Raw genomic sequence first — 19500 nt, 5'->3', positions numbered from 1 at the left:
TTTTGTTATAACGTATTATTGCTCCCAAGAAGCTCTTCCAATTTTTTGTTAAGGTTATCTCCCATCAGATTTGTAGCAATGATCTTTCCCGAGGGGTCAATCAAGAAATTGCTTGGAACCATCTGAATGACATACAATTTTGCAGCTTCATTATGCTGACCTTTTAGGTCTGAAACTTGTGTCCATGTTACTCCATCGTTTTCTATTGCCCTTTTCCAGCGCCATTCTTCATCTTTTGTATCAATTGAAACTCCCAATATTTCAAAACCTTTTTCTTTGTATTTTGCATACGCCTGGACAAGGTTTGGGTGTTCTTTTCGACAAGGTATACACCAGCTTGCCCAAAAATCCAATAGAACATATTTGCCTTTAAAATCAGTTAACTGAATGTTCTTAGATGTTGAATCTGGTTGAATAAAATTTGGTGCAATTTTTCCAACCTGAATATTCCCTAAATTGATGACACTTGTTTTTAAAGCTTCAGCATTGAAGGACTCTCTAACTGATACATCAAGACCATCGAATAATGCTTTTAAAGTCGGATAATCTAGCTTCATGGATAAACCACCCAATTCATAGATTGTTGCTGGGTTTTTAGGATGGGACTTAATAAATTCCTTTGTGGATTCAATATCCAACTTATCCAATTCTTCCATCTCCCTGAAATATTCCTTTGACTTTTCTTTGTCTTTCTCTCCATCAACTAAAGCATACAAACTATCTACTTTATTTTTCTTTGCATTGTGAATATCTTTGATCTGTTGATATTGATCTGTATACTTTGATCCTGTAACTTTTGCCGATGCCAAGTTTTTATAATCTCCTTGGATCTGAATATTTCCAGGTTCCAAGAAAAAGAATTTAAACTCAGGATTTTCTCCTTCCTTGTTGACAAGAAAAGCATTGGCTACCTCTTCTGTCTTACCTATAAACTCAAAACTTCCATCTACATTCTCAACAGAATCCTTAAAAGGGTTTTCACCTTTTGTTTCGAGATTAATATACTTACCTGGCCAACCCGTGATCTTCCCTTTCACCGTAAAATCTTGTTGAGCCATACAGATTGAACATCCGAGAAAAAATGTAACAGCAAAATTTATTATAAACTTCTTCATGTATTTAAATATTGATATGCATTATTCTTTTCCATTGATTTCTGCAATTGCAGTAATTCCGTTCGAGGCTTCCATAACCTGAAACTTGAAATATTTTGCCTGTACAGGATTAATAAATCGTAAGGTTTTAATATCAGGTTTTTCAACACTTGAATCCCAATAAACGGATCCTGCCAAGAAATAACCTTGGAATTCCCAAGTTTGTCCATCTTGACTGGAGTAAACTTTCACTTCTCTAAAATCGTCGTATGAATCATTATACTGTGGGGTAAATGAGAATCCTTTTACCAGTTTGGAATCACCCATATTTATGGTTATATCTTGCGGCATAACACGTGGAGATCTCCAATAGGTATCGCCTTTACCATCCAAAACTTTTGAAGCGGTAGTTTCTGTATCAAAGTTGCCGCTTGATGTTGCGGTCCATTTAGACCTATCCATGTCTTTTCCAGTCAGACCATCATTGCTAATTATGTTCTTTGTGTCAATGATTTTATGATTGATTTCGATAAAAGCTCTATTTGCCATTTCTACAGTATCTGGCGCTAACAGTTCCTTATCACTACTGTTGTCAATTTTCATGATAAGCACATAGGTCTCATTTCCTATGGTTGCCTCTAGCTTATCATAATCGATTTCGACTTTAATGCTATCTTGCGAGGACCATTGATTTGCTTTTATTGTAGCTTTATTCTTTACAATTTTATAGGATCCTTCTGGTAGAAGTTTTGACTTAGCATTTCTTTTTTTATTGAAAAAATCCAAAGAAACTAATGATCTATCTTCTATTGCTTCTGCAGTTACATCAACATTAATGGATTGCATCAATTTAACGGACATAGACACATTCTTACTAGCATCATCAACTCCATTCATCCTAGTATTAAAAAATCCACCCATGATGTATTTTGCAAACCTGTCATAATATTTGGAGAAGTTCTTTTCAGTTGAAAATTGATCCATGCGTCCTACGATGTAAACTGCTTTAACCTTCATTTTAAGGAAAGCATATTTTCCTTTTAATTCTCCATTTCCAGACTCGACTGAAAATTTAAGTGGAATAACATAAACTTCATCAGGCAAAAGACCATTTCCATTATTAAGGTCCACAAACAGTGAATCTGTTGATATTGATTTTCCTGCTTCGATTTCAAGTATACCATCATTTCTGATTTTGAAGGCATCCTTAGGAAAACTGATAGGCTTAACTTGGTATAATTCTTCGTAGTAAGGAAATAAAGTGGTATCAATTACGGCCTTTACTTTTACGGGTGAAGAAGTAACATCTTTTAATTGCACTTGTGTATAAGGTGCAGCATTAGTAACGCTTTGAATCACCTTCAAACCAACGAATGTAGCCGTTGCTTCCCCGGTAATCGAGGATGGAAATTGAGAAATATCTTTAGAAATATCTTCAAGAGGTCCCAAATTCTCCTTTTTACAGGAAATTAATCCAAACAAGAGAAGAGCTAACGCCAAATGAAATACTAGACTTATTTTCTTTTTCATGATTTCTAAACTATCTTGGGTTAGGAATAATAGCAGGATTATTTTGAATAATTCTTGGTGCTATCTGCATTAAATACCTAGGACTATTTGGAACCAACTCTGCTAATTCTTTTTCTATCTCGCCTGACCATTGGTCTCTCTGTACTCTTTTTAATGTTTTAGCTAATTTTGGGTCTCTATTCATTCTCTTCAGATCAAACAATCTGATTCCACCGTGAAAAATAAATTCTTTACGCTTTTCACTAAATACCAGAGGTAGGATGTCATTTACGTTAGAGGATAGATTATCTGTTCCTGACAATCTGTTTGCTCGGATTTCATTTAATAGTGCTAGTGCACCATCTACTTGACCTTTCCTTTCAAGACATTCCGCTTTAATAAACATGGCTTCAGGAACTCCTATACTATAGTTAAAAGTCATTTTTCCTTCTCTTCCTAAAAACAGGTTAGAGTAATTTGGAAATGCTAATTCCTTTCTTTTATCATTCCAGCCAAAAGATTCTAAAAGTTCGTAATCTCCACGTATAAATCCTCCAAAGTACCTATAGTAATCTTCATCAATTCCAACTTTAGCTAGCATTACCTCGGGATTCTTTGCCTGCTCAAGAAGAGTTACAGGATACGATTTGACATCTTTATAATTCAAGAGTTCTTTCTTTATTGCCAATCCATTCTCCGCTTCTTTGAGTGCATTATCATAATCACCCATATATAAGTAAGTGCGAGCTAATAAAACATGAGCAGCAGCAAGCCCAGGATGTATGATATCTACTCCCATAGCAGGTAATTCTTTTGTTGCTATTGCATCTTTTAGATCTAAGATTATTTGGTCATAAACCTCTTTGACCGTGGCTCTTTTAGGGCGTTCCACTTGGCCAGGAACAAGTATTAAAGGTACTGCTAGACTAGAAGCAGATGTGCCTGAAGTATAATCCGTACCATAAAAATTGGACAACTGAAAGTAAAACCATGCTCTATGAATTTTTGCCTGTGCTAAAATCACTCGTCTCCTACCTTCATCCTCACTGTTATTTAATTTGATAGTTGGCAGTTTATCCAAAACAATATTTAATTGCAGAATCCTCTCATAAACATCATTATAAGGTTGGTCATTGTCGGATGGAAGCCAAATGTCTTTTTCCCACAGATATGCATTCTTGTATGAATTAATTCTAGTGGTGTCATCAATAAAACTATTGTCGCTGGTTAAATCAGCATAGAAGAAATTGCATTCTGCCAATTGTTGGCTATTTAACATTTCTTCAAAGTCTTTGATTGTCGAAGGATTAACAATGGTGGTACTCGGGTTGATATCCAGAAATTTCTTACAACTGATTAATAACCAGCTGAAAATTAAAAGTCCATATTTTATTAAGTTGGTTTTCATATCCGTTATTTTAAAAAGTTGCATTTAGAGTTAAGCCGTATTGTACAGGCAATGGCAATCCCCTTCTACCTTGGTCATCTACAGAATTAGGGTCCAAGTGATATTTATTTTTCGACCAAAAACCTAAATTTTGAATATGGAAGGAGACGTTTAGGGATTGTAATCGCTTGTCAATAAATAAATTATTTGGTGCATTCCATCCGATTAATATTTCTTGTAACCTGGCAAAGTCCGATGAGAAATAACTATTGGATGAATTTCTGGTTAGATATCCTCGCATTGATCTATCACTATCTGACGAAAGTGCTGGAACATCTGTGAATGCTTCGTCTCCAGGTTTTCTCCAACGATCTGCAATCAGCGCACTGTTTTCAAAAAGTACAGATGGGGTAGGAATTTATTTTTTCATTACACCACCCAAGTTCACCAAAACAGTTGCCCTTCCAAAGAAGTTACCAACTGATACCTCTTGGATAACACCTGCAGTCCAAGGAGCACGGGTTTGTCCCATATATATCAATGCTTTTGATAATGTTGCACTATCAGGTGTTGTTGTAGGCTTACCACTTAAGTCATAAATCTGAGGGTTACCTTGATTATCTAACCCAGCCCATTTATATGCCCAAACTGAATTGGTACTATATCCATTGCGGTAACCCCTTAAGAATTTTTCATCTGCAGTATACGGTACATCAGGAACTTCCACTGCCATATTTTGATTATATGCACCATTAATTCCGAGTGTATATCTAAACTTTTCCTTAGAAACAAGTTCGGATTTTACATAAAATTCAAATCCACGATTTTGAATGTTACTGTAGGTAATTAGGTTACCTAATCCAGTGGATGGATCGGCATCTAGAGGAACATTATTGGAAAGTCCCATATCCGAGCGATTGTAATACCTTAGATCTATTCTGGTTTTATCGTTGTTGAAACCCATCTGAATAAATGCTTCGATGGTTCTATTGTTAGGTGGCAATAATCCAAAGTTATTGTTGGTAGCCATGCTAAATCCTCCTCCTTGCATACTATTGGTTCCCATCATCAAGCTCAAGCCTTGAAAAGCACTGGTGGTTTGATAGGAAGCTCCTATTAGGAAGCTGCTGATTTTTTCAGAAGTGAAATAGGACTCATTTTTGATATCATAGGCTAAGTTTCCATTGAACTGTTTGCTGCCTTCTGGCGAACGGTCATAATTCAAAGTAAACATCAGAGCACCATCTCTAAAAATACCGTCGGCTGCAACACCAAAATACCTTACAGTATATTTCTTCCCAAAAGCTGTTGAATCATTTAAAGATCCTGCTCTGGATATACCTGCCATGGTTTGGGTATTATATGTTCCAATCAGGGTTAATTGATTTGAAAATAATTTCAGGGACAATTTCTGATAAATATTCCTAGATGATTGGCCAGCCTGCTGAATAGGTAAATAATTTGAAATCCAAATCGCATAATTATTCCAATCCTCTTGGATTTTTCTAGTTCCATTAATTGGTTTTTGAAGATCCGGCAACTTACTGTTGGTGATCCCTGTAGCAACTCTTAAACTATTTAGCCACGAAGGAAATATTGACGTACGGATTTTCCATCCTAATTCCCCCGAGTACATTTGAGTTTTTGAGTAATTTGCCATTCCATAATTCGGGGCATAAATCTCGCTGGCATTAGCATTTACGGTCAAAACACTATCTTTCCATGCATAATGGATACCCGCATTGGCATTTAAATTTCGGTTCATTGTACTATCCCCCGAACTTGGCGTCAACAGACTGTTCATATAATATGGAGAACTTGTTGTTTGGTACAACGATCTATAACTATATATACCTTGGTCTGGATTAGCAGGAACAAATATCGGAAGACCATAACCAGTTTTATGGTTATATCCATACATCTTACGGGATGACGGAAGTTGAAATATATCACTTGAACCACCGGCACCTACATTCATTGAGATGGTATGGTCATCAATTTGTTTGGTGAGGCTTAAACCAGTTCTAACATTAAGTTGTTGGTTTAATCTGGAATCTTTATTGACAATATCTCCTAGAGGTAGGTAAAAATCCACTCCATTTGCTTTTGGCACCCCCATATTATTTATCAATTGCCTTGCTGCGGAAGAGTTTCCTGCAATTGTTCCCGTTGTATTGGTCTGTAACCTCCTAAAAAACACCGAGTTTGCCCATCTTAATCCCTTTAGCAATTCCCAATCACTGTCAAATCGAGTTTGAATTTGTGTTCCTGTCGAAAAACTACCGTTTGACCGGAAATCTTCTAATAGATTGACGCCATTATTTAAATATCCCGCTTTCTCAATCAATGCATTTCTCTCCGCTGTTATGGAAGAATAATCATAAACATAACCTCCATTTTGATCCAATAACATTTGATATGGTCTTGGCATATTATAAACTGACAGTTCCCCAGATCCATCTTGAGATCTGTTATGGGTTCCATTTATTTGCCATTGGATTTTAAGCTTATTATTGAATAAACTGAAATTGTTTTTAAGGTCTAAGCCATATGAATCAGCATTGTTTTGGAGCCCGTTGCTTTGATTTTTCGAATAATTTCCTGTTAAAGCAAACCTGTAATGTGTTGATCCTCCAGATAAATTCAATAAATGGTTCATGGAGAATGAGTTTTGCTGCAAAAGATTGATTTGGTTTTCATTGGAAAGTACCGCCAATGAATCCATTGATTTATTAAATTGATCTCTAGTAATAATCTGACTGTGTAAACGATTCAGCAGTAATATGGATATATCTGTACTTTCAGCAAATGGGTCTCCGGTTGCCAATTCAGTATTTGATATTTCCTGATACAAGTCTACAAGATCTGCAGAAGTTGCTAAACCTAGATCATTGAAATTATACTTAGGTTTCGGCCTGTAGTACATGTTTGTACTATAACTAATCCGAAGTTTATTGAATTTGCCATCTTTTGTTTTGATCAAGATTATACCGGCCATAGCTCTTGGTCCCCATTTTATCAATTCTTTAGGATCCTTGATTACCTGTACAGATTCAACATTTGCCATAGGATAATCTGCTGGAAATTCTTCAATCGGGAATCCATCGATGACAATCATCATCCCTTCTGTATTTCCAAAACTTGCCGACCCCCTTAATTCAGGAACCAATGTGACACTTGACTGAGTACTAAAGACAGGGAGCACAATTCCAGAACCCAGAGGTAACCGTTGGCCTTTTTCAAGAGCTTCAATAACACGCTGCCCCAATCTCGGATCATATTGCAAATACTGTTCGACAGTATAATAAGTCATTTTAAGACCGCCATGGGTAGTTGGAATATTTACACCGATAACTTTTTTTCTATTAGAGGGTAAAATCTGTAATGTCAATCCCGGAACTGTACCTTGAAGTACCTGACCTAAGTTCATATAACTGCGGTTGGTTAAATCTATCTGGGTATTGAGATTTAATTTTTCTTTTACCTTTGATTCTACTGTTATACCTTCCATTTCCAATACTTTCTCAAACATTTGGACTTTCAATGATTGCTCCCCTCGAAAAAACAACAGATTTTCTTTATGCCCTTGTGATCTAAATGCCAACAGATCACCTCGAGTTGCAGCAATGGTAAATCTTCCGTTTTTGTCGGATGCAGATTTTCTATGAACTGAATCTTTCAGGTTGATAATGGTTACCCCAGCCATCGGCTCTCCCAATTGATTTACGATTACTCCTGGAACAAGTGGGTCAGGTAGATCAGTAATTATAATCTGCACTCCTTCGGGTTGTCGGTCTACTTTCTGATCCCTCGTTTTAGGGACCAAAACAATAGTCTGATTTGCAATGGAATACGAAATAGGTTGCTTTCTGAAAATGTCGTTTAAAACCAACAACAACTCCTTCTTCTTTACATTGATAGTAACAGGATTGGTTCTGTTTATCAAGTTCCCCGAGTAGAATACGTCATAATTGGTTTGGTCTTTAATCTTCATCAACACTGACTCCAAAGAAGCATCTTTTTCCTTTAGAGTCACTTTCTGTGCCTTTGCAGACACAAAAAGCAACATAGATATTAAAACAGTTAGTGCTATTTTCATTTTAGGTTTATGAATTTTTTGTTTTGATAAATTTTAACTATTGGTTATTATTAATTAATAAGGTGTCTAAGCTACGGCACAAGTAGCTATTGCTTTTGTGTGATTTTAAGGTTTTCTTCTGCGAATTACTATGGTTTTACTGTGAGGGTATTGCCTTCTAAGGTTAGATTTATTCCACTTAATTCAAGCACTTTCAATACTTCTGAAAGATTTTGATTCATATTTGTGCTTCCGTAAAAAATCTGATTTTGATCGACTCCCGGCAAGATCTGGATATCAATATCATACCATCTTGCAATTTGGTTTAAGATGGTCTTCAAATCTGCATTGTTAAAGTTGAACTCTCCCCTGACCCAACTGATGCATTCTTTGGCATTGACTTCAGTTACATGTATACCAGCTGCCAGATTAGATGAGATAGCTTGTTGATTGGGTTCAATGATTTCTTCTTCATTTTCAGCTGCGACCTCCACACTTCCATCAATCAATGTCGTAGCAATATGATTTTCATCACTGTAATTATTTACATTAAACTGAGTTCCCAATACTTTGATTCGTTGATTTCCGGCTTTGACAATAAACGGTTTTTCTGAATTGTGCTCGACTTCAAAGTAAGCTTCACCGCTCAGTTCAACCTCTCGAGATTTACCTGTGAATATAACTGGATATTTGAGCTGCGAAGCTGCATTTAACCATACTTTACTATTATCAGGCAGGACCAATTCAAATTTTCGCCCTTTTTTTGTTGTAGCTGTATTATATGCTAATTCATCGGAGGTTCCTACATAAAAGATAGCTCCGTCTTTTTTGATGATTGAAATCCCATTTTCAACTGCAATAACACCATCTGGAATTGAATCAATCAATACTTCACGTCCATCTTCTAGAGTTATTACTAATCCAGATTGACCCGGTGCCTTATCTTGTTTTACTATTTCTGTAGATTCTCTATTACTCAAGGAATTATATAACCAGACCCCTCCAATTGCTAAGAATAAGATTAAACTTGCAGCAATGGGATAAAAATATTTTGTTCGTATTTTACGGATTGGTGTTTGGTCAGATTCATCTGTTTTAGATTCGCTTTCCTTTTCCAATTTCCCTAGAATATTCTCTAGCATTTTTAACTGGTGCTCTTCACGACTTCTAGCTATGGATTCAGGAATATTCAATGGCTCATTTTGCCCAGAATTATACCAATTGGCATATTCTTCGGCTTCAACAGCGCTGATGCTGCCATCCAACCATTTCTTTTCCAGTTCAGATAAACGTTGTTCTGTCATTATTAGAGATTATATTATCGGCTACTATATATATAATCAGTTAACTCGACCATATCCCTATATCGATTTTGAAAAAAATTAATAAAAATTTAATATTGAGACTAAACAAAGAGTAAATTATCACGACAAGTAACTGGTTATGAATAGCTTAAATAAAAATACTTATTATAAAAATTATTTAATATTGTATTGATTTACAAAGGGTGAAATTAAATTTTAGAGGGAAATATTAAGGATATTGTTCTGCCGAATTAATTATAGAGAAGGATCTATGGAATTAAATTCTTACCAAAAGAAGAATAACAGGTATCTCAATCCGGATTTCAAAGTTTTTAATGCTCGAGTTAGGTGGGCTTCAACTGTTTTTTCTGTTATTTCTAGTTTCTGTGCTATTTCCTTTTGAGATAACCCTTCCTCCCTGCTTAATTTATAAACCATTTGACATTTTTCTGGAAGCTTGGCGACTAATCTTTCCAACTTAGCTTTTAGTTCATCAAATTGGAGGTAATTTTCCATAGAATAAGCTTGATCATCTGATTTTTTAGCATGCTCAACATACTTTTGTTCAACAGTCCTTTTTTGTCTGAGATTAATGACCTTATATTTTAGGGCGGTTGCGAGGTAGCCATTTAAATTTTCTGTAACAGCTAATTTTTCTCTTCTACGCCAAAGATCTAGGAATATTTCCTGAACAATTTCCTGAGCTTGGAAAAGATCCCCTAATTTATTTGCAGCGACGACATACAATTTATCCCAATAACGATTATAAATCTCAGTAAATGCCTTAGGATTATTATTCTTGAGCATTACCAATAATTCAGAATCCGTTTTTGAAATATTATGATTCATTTATACTTTTCAGGATAATTTATCGCTTTAAATAGCTTTAAAGTATCTAAAATAACAAATAATAAACTTTAAGTGGAACTAATTAATCGAATAAATATTTTGGGTAAATTATTTAAGTCTAAAATTTTGAAGAAAAATCTTATTTCAGCATAATTCCTACTGACAGATTAAGGTGCTGATGTTTAAAATCTGAGCCATACAAATTACCTTTTAGTTGTTGGTAAACATAGGATGTTGAAAATGTGAATTTTGTTTTATTAAAGGAATCGTAAAGATAAAAGACGCCTAATTTTCCCATTGCTCCTTTGTCGTATACAGGTCCAATTTTTGCAGCATACCCTGCATTAGCAAAAACACCAATTCTTGATACTTCACCAATATAGGCAAGAGGTAACCTGGCATCTAGAAATACAGGGAATAGATTTCTGTCATATTTGGCTGTTTTGTTGTCATCATTTGGACTATTCGTTTGAGTATAAGAGCCCTTCAAGGTTTCATTACCTAAACCAATACCCACATAAGCTTTCTCATTTAAATTTTTACCAAAAATAAAATGCAGAGAGTAACCATTGAACTTACCGTCATATCCTGGACAAACCTATATTTCCGCCAGCTTGGATTATTGAATAGTAATTACTCTGGCTATATCCTAATTTGATGCATAACAAAAGGACTACAGCCACCAAAAAATTTTTCATTGTATTAGTTTAATATTTTATAGATTAATTCGGTTAATAAATCACCACTTTCAGTGAGATGACCCACATTCATACCTTTTGATTTTAGGTCAAACTCTTTAATGACATGGATGATCTCAAAAGTTTTTCTGCGATTGAAGTTTCTTGCTGCGTATTCATATTCCTTGACAAAGAAGGGGTGAACTCCAAGCTGTTTGGCGGCAGCTGTTTGTGATTTATCAGGAAGGTAATGGTATTTTAATATTTTCGTAAAATAAGTTCCGAGAGAACCTATTACGACCGGCATTGGATTACTTTTTGGATTTGCTGCAAAATAATCTACGATCTGAAATGCTTTTAAGGCATTTCTTTTTGACAACGCAGTATTGAGTTCAAATACGTTAAAATCTTTGCTGATACCAATATTTTGTTCAATGTCTGTTGTTGTAATTTCTTTATCAACAGGAATGTTTAATTGGAGTTTTTCTATTTCATTGGCGATTTTAGAAAGGTCAGTTCCTAGATACTCAGCCATTAATGCGGATGCCTGAGGATGTACCTTTCTGCCAGAAGCATTGAGTTGTTCAACAATCCATGCTGCAACCTTATCTTCATAAAGTTTATTGGATTCCAAAACAATCCCTGCTTTTTCCATAAGCTTATAAGCCTTTTTCCGCTTATCAAATTTGCTGTACTTATGTGCAAATACTAAAACTGTTGTTGGAGTAGGCTGTTCTAGATATTTTTGGAGGAGTTCATCATCTTTCCACTTCAAGTTCTGCGCTTCTTTGACTACGATTACTTGATAATCACTCATCATTGGGTACCGCTTTGCCATACTGACAACATTAGAGAAGTCTGTATCCTTTCCATATACCACCGTTTGGTCGAAACCTTTTTGAGCATCATCCAATACGGTATGCTCGATAGCATCAGCAATCAAATCAATAAAGTATGGTTCTTCCCCATGTAAAAGATAGACAGGTGCTAATTTTTTTTTCTTTATTTCTGATAATATGGATTGGGTATTCATGCTGTACGAAAGTACGAAAATGTGTAGACTTTTATGACTTGTAAAGGGCTGTAAATTTTCGTAAATTTGTAAATGTTTAGACCGGTTCCATTGAACTTACCGCCTTTTCCGGCCAAAATCAGCAAAAAACAAGATCAGTATTATATTTTCGACGAGCTGCGAAAAAAGCATCTTTTGTTGACACCGGAGGAGTGGGTACGACAACACTGGGTAAGTCACCTGAACCTGCACTATCGCTACCCCATGTCACTGATGAAAATCGAAGGCGGACTTTCACTGAATGCTCTTCAAAAAAGGTCTGATTTGGTGATTTATGACCGAAAGGGCTCCAAAGTACTTTTGGCAGAATTCAAAGCACCATCTGTCAAAATTACCGAAAAAGTATTTCATCAAATCGCAAATTACAATAGCATTTACAAAATTCCTCTACTTTTAGTCAGTAATGGAATTGAGCATTATTATTGTAGGATTGATTTTGAGCAGTCGAATTTTACATTTATAACGGAACTGCCATCTTTTCATCAAGAAGATTTTGAATTTTAAAATAAATATTATATTAGTAGCTTAAAGCCAGAAGGAAACACATGAATATAGATAAAAACGAATTTAGAAAGTATGCTATCAAGCATCATAGAATTGGAAGCCAACATGTAGATGGTTACATTTCTAGATTACAGCAACAAATTCCAAGCAACCTGACACCTTACATTATCGAAGAGCGTCAATTGAATGTTGCGCAGATGGACGTGTTTTCACGCTTGATGATGGACCGTATTATCTTTTTAGGTGACGGCATCAATGACCAAGTAGCAAATATTGTTCAAGCACAATTATTGTTTTTACAATCTACAGATGCACAACGCGACATTCAGATCTACATTAACTCTCCAGGAGGAAGTGTTTATGCAGGTTTAGGAATTTACGACACGATGCAATATATCTCACCCGATGTAGCCACTATCTGTACAGGTATGGCAGCGTCTATGGGTGCCGTTTTGTTGGTAGCAGGAGCTAAAGGAAAACGTGCTGCGTTACGTCACTCTCGCGTTATGATTCATCAACCATCAGGAGGTGCACAAGGAGTAGCATCTGATATGGAGATCAACTTACGTGAAATGTTGAAATTAAAAGAAGAGTTATACAAAATCATTGCTGATCATTCCGGCCAAACGTATGAATGGGTTGAGAAATCTTCAGACCGTGATTATTGGATGCGCGCCTCAGAAGCCAAAGAATTTGGTATGATAGATGAGGTATTGCTACCTAAGAAAGAAACAAAATAAAAACAATGAGTAAATCGAACAATAGAGATATCCATTGCTCATTTTGCGGAATCAGTAAGAATGAAGCGCAAATGCTTATTGCGGGTGATGGTGCGCATATCTGCGACAGATGTGTGCAACAAGCTGGGGAGATTTTAGCGGAAGAGCTTAAGCAACGCAAGAATAAATCTATTCAAACTGCTCTTAAGTTAATTCGTCCTAAAGAGATCAAGGAACATTTGGATCAGTATGTAATTGGTCAAGATGACGCAAAGAAAGTTATTTCTGTGGCGGTTTACAACCACTACAAGCGTTTGAACCAACGTGTCGATTCTGATGAAACTGAGATCGAAAAATCCAACTTGATTATCGTAGGAGAAACTGGTACTGGTAAGACTTTGTTGGCCAAAACTGTTGCCAAGATATTAAATGTACCATTTTGTATCGTGGATGCAACTGTTTTGACAGAAGCAGGATATGTGGGTGAAGATGTTGAAAGCATCTTGACTAGGTTACTACAGGCAGCAGATTACGACGTAGCAGCTGCTGAAAGAGGTATCATTTATATTGACGAGATTGATAAGATCGCGAGAAAAAGCGACAATCCTTCAATTACACGTGACGTATCCGGAGAAGGTGTTCAACAAGCATTGTTGAAAATCTTAGAAGGAACAAATGTAAATGTACCACCTCAAGGAGGCCGTAAACATCCTGATCAAAAGATGATCTCGGTAAACACAAGTAACATCTTGTTTATTTGTGGTGGTGCTTTTGATGGTATCCAAAAGAAAATTGCGAACAGATTGAGAACTCAAACTGTTGGTTACAAAATGAAAGATGAGGATCAGGAAATTGACTTGAATAACTTATACAAATATATCACTCCGCAGGATTTAAAGAACTTCGGATTGATCCCTGAGTTAATCGGTCGTTTACCAGTTCTTACGCACTTAAATCCATTGGATAAGGAAACATTACTTAATATCCTTACCCAGCCAAAAAATGCATTGGTAAAACAATACATTAAGTTGTTTGAATATGAAGGCATTAAATTGTCTTTTGAGCCTGAGGTTTACGACTTCATTGTTGATAAAGCTTGGGAATTCAAACTCGGTGCCCGCGGTCTGCGGAGTATCTGTGAGGCCATTATGCTGGATGCCATGTTCGAAACACCGAGCAATAAGGACAATTCAGACGATAAGACCTTGCTGATAACGCTCGATTACGCGAAGAACAAATTTGCAAAAACAGACTTCAAAAAATTGCAAGTAGCTTAAAAAAACCTAAACCCTCGCCTATCACGCGAGGGTTTTTTGTATTAGCACATTATTAAGAAAGGATGAAATTATGACAAAGAAGAAAGACGAAAAAGTTGAAAATGTAGAAGAAGTAAACTCTCCAATTAAGGCAGGATTAAAAACAAAAGAAGATATTGTGAACAATTGGCTTCCAAGATATACAGGAAGACCTCTTGATGAGTTTGGCGAATATATTTTGTTAACCAATTTCAGCAATTATGTAAAACTTTTCTCCCAAATGCACGATGATGCACCTATTATGGGAGAGGATAAACCTATGCAAACCTGTACTGCTGATGGTATCACTATAATAAATTTTGGTATGGGATCACCAGTAGCAGCAACAGTCATGGACCTGTTGACAGCTATCCATCCTAAAGCAGTTTTATTCCTAGGGAAAACAGGAGTATTGAAGAAGAAAATTGATGTCGGTGAATTGATTCTACCGATAGCTGCTATTCGTGGCGAGGGAACTTCAAATGATTATTTACCACCGGAAGTGCCTTCGTTACCTGCTTTCGCATTGCAAAAGGCAATCTCTACCACAATCCGCGACCATTCACGTGACTATTGGACCGGAACTGTATATACCACAAACCGCAGAGTTTGGGAACATGACAAGACTTTCAAGAAGTACCTAAAAAGCATTAGGGCAATGGCTGTCGACATGGAAACGGCGACTATATTCTCAGTTGGTTTTGCCAACAAAATCCCAACAGGAGCTTTATTATTGGTTTCAGATCAACCCATGGTACCTGAGGGCGTAAAGACGGAAAGATCTGATGTGACAGTGACTAAATCCTATGTTGAGACTCATGTTAAGATTGGTATTGATGCACTTAAACAATTAATCAACAACGGTCTAACAGTTAAACACCTGAAGTTCTAAAAAATATCTACTTTTGTAGTAGACAACAAACAAACAGAACAGATTTTCACCTATGTGGTACAATAACATACTTGAGACCATTGGCAATACGCCATTGGTTAAATTAAACAAGATAACACAACACTTAAAAGGCACTATATTAGCCAAGATAGAAACCAGCAATCCTGGAAACTCAATCAAAGACCGAATGGCATTGAAAATGATTGAGGATGCTGAAGAAGCTGGACTTTTGAAACCTGGAGGAACGATAATAGAAGGAACTTCAGGAAACACTGGGATGGGCTTGGCAATGGCTGCCATTGTAAAAGGTTATCGTTGTATATTTACCACAACAGACAAACAGTCTAAGGAAAAAATTGATGCCCTTCGTGCCTTTGGCGCGGAGGTAATTGTTTGCCCAACAAACGTAGATCCGGAGGACCCTCGCTCCTATTATTCCGTATCCAGCAGGTTAGAAAAAGAAGTTCCCAATGCATGGAAGGCCAATCAATATGACAATCTTTCTAACTCTAAAGCTCATTACGAACAGACAGGGCCAGAAATCTGGGAACAGACAGAAGGTAAAATCACTCACTTAGTAGTAGGAGTCGGAACTGGCGGTACCATTTCTGGAACAGCAAAATACCTTCGAGAAAAGAACCCGAATATCAAAGTATGGGGAATCGATACCTATGGGTCAATTTTCAAAAAATATAAAGAAACAGGCATATTCGACAAGAATGAAATTTACCCTTATATAACAGAAGGTATTGGTGAAGATTTCTTGCCGAAAAATGTTGATTTCGATGTCATTGATTTATTTGAAAAAGTGACCGATAAAGATGCTGCCTTAATGACAAGAGACTTGGCAAGGAAAGAAGGGATCTTTGCAGGCAATTCTGCCGGAGCTGCTTTGGCAGGCTTGTTACAATTAGGCGCTGATTTGAAAGATGATGATGTCGTTGTAGTCATCTTCCATGACCATGGATCAAGATACATGGGCAAAATGTATAATGAAGATTGGTTAAGAGAAAGAGGGTTCCTAGAAGACGAGAAATTAACCGCTAAATCAATACTTAAGAAGCGTGGTGAACAAGCGATCATCACTGCTGACGCCAACCAAACAGTAGTAGAGACTTTCAATATCATGAAGTCACTGAACATCTCCCAAATACCTGTAACACAACAAGGTATGGTTATCGGAAAAGTGACAGAATCGGATATATTATCGGCATTATTAGAAAATCCTTCGTTAAAGTCATCTGCAGTGGAAGAAATCGTGACCAAACCATTTCCTTTCGTAGACTTAAATACTTCAATTGATAAAATATCAGGATTAATCAATAAAGACACGCAAGCAGTGCTTGTTGAAGACAGTTTTGGAAGGATAAATATTATCACACAATATGATATTATAAATGCAATTTCAGAAGTTTAGTATTTTTCTATTTTTTGGGTATATTTAATAATATCTACCTTAAAGAATGGAAAGAAACGATAAACTTAAAAGACTTGAGTATTGGGTAAAAGCAAGAATAGGTAAAATTGCATTTATTGATATAGAAGAAAAACGTCAGAAACAATGGTACGGCAATGGATATGGTGGTTTTTATGTGGATCCAACTTTAGTTCCTGACAATGCCATTGTTTATTCTTTCGGAATTGGTGAGGACATTTCATTTGACAAGGCAATCATTGAAAAACATGGCTCCAAGGTTTATGGCTTCGACCCTACCCCAAAATCCATCAACTATATTAAAAACAACAATACACCTGAGCAGTTTTATTTTCATCCGTTTGGAATAGGTGAAAAGACTGGCACAGTAACTTTCAATCTTCCCAAGAACAAAGAACATGTCTCTGGCAGTGTTTATGGCCATAAACTAGTGGATGAGAGCAATGCTGTAGAAGTCCTTTTAAAGGAATTTAAGGATATTGTCAGCGAATTGGGCCATCGCCACATTGATGTGTTAAAAATGGATATAGAAGGATCTGAATATGCAGTGATGGAAGGGATTTTAAATTCTGGAATACCCATAAAACAGATTTTGGTCGAAACTCATGAACGCTTTTTTGATGATGGACTTGAAAAGGGTAAAAAATTCTTTAAGCAGCTGCACGACCATGGTTATAGAATTTTTGCAATTTCAGACACCTATCAGGAAATCTCGTTGGTCAAGACTCAATAAAAATATTAAACTAAAAAAGCTCGGAATTAATTTCCGAGCTTTTTTAGTTTTCTGTAAGGTCTTAATTTTTTGGTGCCTCTACCTCAGTTATGATATATATATCTTCCTGATCTTTCTTCATTTTATATTTTTCGCGTGCTATGCGTTGTATTTCACTTTGGTTGAATTGTACATCTTTAATAGATTGCGAGATGCTTTCGATTTCATTGGTATAATACTCTTTTTCCTGTTCCAATTTAGCTTTTTCAGTTTGAAAATTATATTGGGTAGTTATATCATATCGGTCGAAAAAGCACATCCACACTAGGAAAGCTACACCAGCGATAAGATATTGATTACGGATAGTATTAATGAAACGTTCCATAGGCTTGTACAAAGCAATTTAAATTCGGTTAAAGATAACTAATTTAAGATGAACATTACAAGTTTAGAAAGGGCTTATTCAAATAATTAAATTAACCAATGTTGAAAAATAAAAAAGGGAACCAATTGGTTCCCTTTCATGCTTCAAAAAGCAATTATTTTTTCGGAGCGTATTTAAAATCTTTTCCGATGAATTTTGCGTTAGCGCCTAATTCTTCCTCGATACGTAACAACTGGTTGTATTTCGCGATCCGGTCAGAACGAGAGATAGAACCTGTTTTAATTTGACCACAGTTTAAAGCTACAGCTAAGTCAGCAATGGTAGTATCTTCAGTTTCACCAGAACGGTGTGACATTACTGATGTATAGCCATTAGTTTGTGCTAAATGAACAGCATTGATTGTTTCAGTCAATGAACCGATTTGGTTTACTTTAACTAGAATTGAGTTTCCGATACCTTTATCAATACCTTCTTGAAGGCGTTTAGTATTTGTAACGAATAAATCGTCACCTACTAATTGTACACGGTCACCGATTTTCTCAGTTAATAATTTCCATCCTTTCCAATCGTCTTCTGCCATACCATCTTCGATAGAGATGATAGGGTATTTAGCAGTTAATTCAGCAAGGTAATCTACTTGTTCTTCGATAGTACGAACAGCACCACCTTTACCTTCGAACTTAGCATAGTCATATTTTCCTTTTACGAAGAATTCTGTAGAAGCACAGTCTAAAGCAAGACAGATATCTTTTCCTGGTTTGTAACCAGCTTTTTTGATAGCTTCAAGAATTGTTTCGATAGCATCCTCAGTACCTTCGAAAGTTGGCGCGAAACCACCTTCGTCACCTACTGCTGTAGACAAGTTACGGTCATGAAGGATTTTCTTTAAGTTATGGAAAACTTCAGCACCCCAACGCAAAGCCTCAGAGAAGGACTCAGCGCCTACAGGCATAATCATGAACTCTTGGAAAGCGATTGGGGCATCCGAGTGAGCACCACCGTTTACAATGTTCATCATTGGTAAAGGAAGTGTATTAGCATTTACTCCACCGATATAACGATATAATGGCTGACGGCTTTCTTGTGCTGCTGCTTTAGCAACTGCTAAAGAAACACCAAGAATAGCGTTAGCACCTAATTTACCTTTGTTTTCAGAACCATCTAAATCGATCATTAATTTGTCGATTGCATTTTGTTCAAATACGTCTACACCTTCTAAAGCTTTAGCGATTTTAGTATTTACGTTTTCAACAGCTTTCAAAACACCTTTACCTAGGTATTTTTTCTTATCACCGTCGCGTAATTCTACAGCTTCGTGTGCACCTGTAGAAGCTCCAGATGGAACCGCTGCACGGCCAACAAAACCATTTTGGGTTGTTACATCAACTTCTATCGTAGGATTTCCGCGCGAATCTAAAATCTGGCGCGCATGTACGTCAATTATCAAGCTCATTTTTGTGTGGTTTATTTAAATATCTTACTTAGTGTATTTAAGACACTAATATAATAATTATTATTACTATATCAAAAATATGAAAAAATCTAAGTGATAAGCCTTACTTCTTATAAAAATTAAATTATCGTAGCA

Annotated in this window: 17 protein-coding genes; 6 read left to right on the top strand and 11 right to left on the bottom strand. The window is 36.2% G+C overall.

Annotation, left to right across the window (positions count from 1 at the left end):
• Positions 1-5: 5 nt before the first annotated feature.
• The 9 genes from CRT24_RS05265 to holA all read right to left on the bottom strand — a co-directional run bounded on the left by CRT24_RS05265 (position 6) and on the right by holA (position 11931).
• Positions 6-1115 carry a TlpA disulfide reductase family protein gene (locus CRT24_RS05265; RefSeq protein ID WP_099370204.1) on the bottom strand — a complete coding sequence of 370 codons (1110 nt, stop codon included), beginning with the start codon at positions 1113-1115 and terminating at the stop codon, positions 6-8.
• 21 nt (positions 1116-1136) lie between these two features.
• Positions 1137-2624, bottom strand: coding sequence for a BT_3987 domain-containing protein (locus CRT24_RS05260; RefSeq protein ID WP_099370203.1), 1488 nt, complete (start codon positions 2622-2624; stop codon positions 1137-1139).
• Positions 2625-2634: 10 nt separating this feature from the next.
• Complete coding sequence (locus tag CRT24_RS05255) at positions 2635-4011, bottom strand: RagB/SusD family nutrient uptake outer membrane protein (protein WP_180269070.1); 1377 nt, start codon at positions 4009-4011, stop codon at positions 2635-2637.
• 10 nt (positions 4012-4021) lie between these two features.
• On the bottom strand, positions 4022-4291 hold the full coding sequence (locus CRT24_RS05250) for a hypothetical protein (protein ID WP_099370201.1): 270 nt from the start codon (positions 4289-4291) through the stop codon (positions 4022-4024).
• Between the two features lie 117 nt (positions 4292-4408).
• Positions 4409-8089 carry a SusC/RagA family TonB-linked outer membrane protein gene (locus CRT24_RS05245; RefSeq protein WP_144034509.1) on the bottom strand — a complete coding sequence of 1227 codons (3681 nt, stop codon included), beginning with the start codon at positions 8087-8089 and terminating at the stop codon, positions 4409-4411.
• 128 nt (positions 8090-8217) lie between these two features.
• Positions 8218-9372, bottom strand: coding sequence for a FecR family protein (locus CRT24_RS05240; RefSeq protein ID WP_099370199.1), 1155 nt, complete (start codon positions 9370-9372; stop codon positions 8218-8220).
• A gap of 285 nt (positions 9373-9657) precedes the next feature.
• A complete protein-coding gene (locus CRT24_RS05235) occupies positions 9658-10221 on the bottom strand; it encodes an RNA polymerase sigma-70 factor (RefSeq protein WP_099370198.1) in 564 nt (187 codons plus the stop codon).
• 139 nt (positions 10222-10360) lie between these two features.
• Complete coding sequence (locus CRT24_RS05230) at positions 10361-10738, bottom strand: hypothetical protein (protein WP_099370197.1); 378 nt, start codon at positions 10736-10738, stop codon at positions 10361-10363.
• 185 nt (positions 10739-10923) lie between these two features.
• A complete protein-coding gene (holA, locus tag CRT24_RS05225) occupies positions 10924-11931 on the bottom strand; it encodes a DNA polymerase III subunit delta (protein WP_099370196.1) in 1008 nt (335 codons plus the stop codon).
• A 72-nt stretch (positions 11932-12003) separates the two neighbouring features.
• Here holA and CRT24_RS05220 point away from each other — a divergent pair, with 72 nt between their 5' ends.
• From CRT24_RS05220 to CRT24_RS05195, 6 genes are all read left to right on the top strand, one after another.
• Entirely contained in the window at positions 12004-12474 is a 471-nt protein-coding gene (locus CRT24_RS05220) for a type I restriction enzyme HsdR N-terminal domain-containing protein (RefSeq protein WP_099370195.1), read from the top strand.
• A gap of 41 nt (positions 12475-12515) precedes the next feature.
• On the top strand, positions 12516-13214 hold the full coding sequence (clpP, locus tag CRT24_RS05215; protein ID WP_099370194.1) for an ATP-dependent Clp endopeptidase proteolytic subunit ClpP: 699 nt from the start codon (positions 12516-12518) through the stop codon (positions 13212-13214).
• 5 nt (positions 13215-13219) lie between these two features.
• Positions 13220-14470 carry an ATP-dependent Clp protease ATP-binding subunit ClpX gene (gene clpX, locus CRT24_RS05210; RefSeq protein ID WP_099370193.1) on the top strand — a complete coding sequence of 417 codons (1251 nt, stop codon included), beginning with the start codon at positions 13220-13222 and terminating at the stop codon, positions 14468-14470.
• 70 nt (positions 14471-14540) lie between these two features.
• Positions 14541-15380 carry an AMP nucleosidase gene (locus CRT24_RS05205; protein ID WP_099370192.1) on the top strand — a complete coding sequence of 280 codons (840 nt, stop codon included), beginning with the start codon at positions 14541-14543 and terminating at the stop codon, positions 15378-15380.
• A 52-nt stretch (positions 15381-15432) separates the two neighbouring features.
• Positions 15433-16797, top strand: coding sequence for a pyridoxal-phosphate dependent enzyme (locus CRT24_RS05200; protein ID WP_099370191.1), 1365 nt, complete (start codon positions 15433-15435; stop codon positions 16795-16797).
• 46 nt (positions 16798-16843) lie between these two features.
• Positions 16844-17548, top strand: coding sequence for an FkbM family methyltransferase (locus CRT24_RS05195; RefSeq protein ID WP_099370190.1), 705 nt, complete (start codon positions 16844-16846; stop codon positions 17546-17548).
• Between the two features lie 61 nt (positions 17549-17609).
• Here CRT24_RS05195 and CRT24_RS05190 read toward each other — a convergent pair whose 3' ends face one another.
• Both CRT24_RS05190 and eno read right to left on the bottom strand, forming a co-directional pair.
• Positions 17610-17912 (bottom strand): septum formation initiator family protein, encoded by a 303-nt coding sequence (locus tag CRT24_RS05190; RefSeq protein ID WP_099370189.1) that lies wholly within the window; start codon positions 17910-17912, stop codon positions 17610-17612.
• A 154-nt stretch (positions 17913-18066) separates the two neighbouring features.
• Positions 18067-19365, bottom strand: a complete 1299-nt coding sequence (gene eno / locus CRT24_RS05185) for a phosphopyruvate hydratase (protein WP_099370188.1) — start codon at positions 19363-19365, stop codon at positions 18067-18069.
• Positions 19366-19500: the final 135 nt, after the last annotated feature.

It is taken from the genome of Sphingobacterium sp. 1.A.5, assembly GCF_002734235.1.
Taxonomy (GTDB): Bacteria; Bacteroidota; Bacteroidia; order Sphingobacteriales; family Sphingobacteriaceae; genus Sphingobacterium; species Sphingobacterium daejeonense.
The sequence above is the reverse complement of the archived record's forward strand: the minus strand, read 5'-3'. Positions and strand labels throughout refer to the sequence as shown.

Coding starts and splice junctions, on each gene's coding strand:
- CRT24_RS05265 (WP_099370204.1), bottom strand. CDS start 1,115: ATGAAGAAGTTTATAATAAATTTTGCTGTTACATTTTTTCTCGGATGT.
- CRT24_RS05260 (WP_099370203.1), bottom strand. CDS start 2,624: ATGAAAAAGAAAATAAGTCTAGTATTTCATTTGGCGTTAGCTCTTCTC.
- CRT24_RS05255 (WP_180269070.1), bottom strand. CDS start 4,011: ATGAAAACCAACTTAATAAAATATGGACTTTTAATTTTCAGCTGGTTA.
- CRT24_RS05250 (WP_099370201.1), bottom strand. CDS start 4,291: ATGCGAGGATATCTAACCAGAAATTCATCCAATAGTTATTTCTCATCG.
- CRT24_RS05245 (WP_144034509.1), bottom strand. CDS start 8,089: ATGAAAATAGCACTAACTGTTTTAATATCTATGTTGCTTTTTGTGTCT.
- CRT24_RS05240 (WP_099370199.1), bottom strand. CDS start 9,372: ATGACAGAACAACGTTTATCTGAACTGGAAAAGAAATGGTTGGATGGC.
- CRT24_RS05235 (WP_099370198.1), bottom strand. CDS start 10,221: ATGAATCATAATATTTCAAAAACGGATTCTGAATTATTGGTAATGCTC.
- holA (WP_099370196.1), bottom strand. CDS start 11,931: ATGAATACCCAATCCATATTATCAGAAATAAAGAAAAAAAAATTAGCA.
- CRT24_RS05220 (WP_099370195.1), top strand. CDS start 12,004: ATGTTTAGACCGGTTCCATTGAACTTACCGCCTTTTCCGGCCAAAATC.
- clpP (WP_099370194.1), top strand. CDS start 12,516: ATGAATATAGATAAAAACGAATTTAGAAAGTATGCTATCAAGCATCAT.
- clpX (WP_099370193.1), top strand. CDS start 13,220: ATGAGTAAATCGAACAATAGAGATATCCATTGCTCATTTTGCGGAATC.
- CRT24_RS05205 (WP_099370192.1), top strand. CDS start 14,541: ATGACAAAGAAGAAAGACGAAAAAGTTGAAAATGTAGAAGAAGTAAAC.
- CRT24_RS05200 (WP_099370191.1), top strand. CDS start 15,433: ATGTGGTACAATAACATACTTGAGACCATTGGCAATACGCCATTGGTT.
- CRT24_RS05195 (WP_099370190.1), top strand. CDS start 16,844: ATGGAAAGAAACGATAAACTTAAAAGACTTGAGTATTGGGTAAAAGCA.
- CRT24_RS05190 (WP_099370189.1), bottom strand. CDS start 17,912: ATGGAACGTTTCATTAATACTATCCGTAATCAATATCTTATCGCTGGT.
- eno (WP_099370188.1), bottom strand. CDS start 19,365: ATGAGCTTGATAATTGACGTACATGCGCGCCAGATTTTAGATTCGCGC.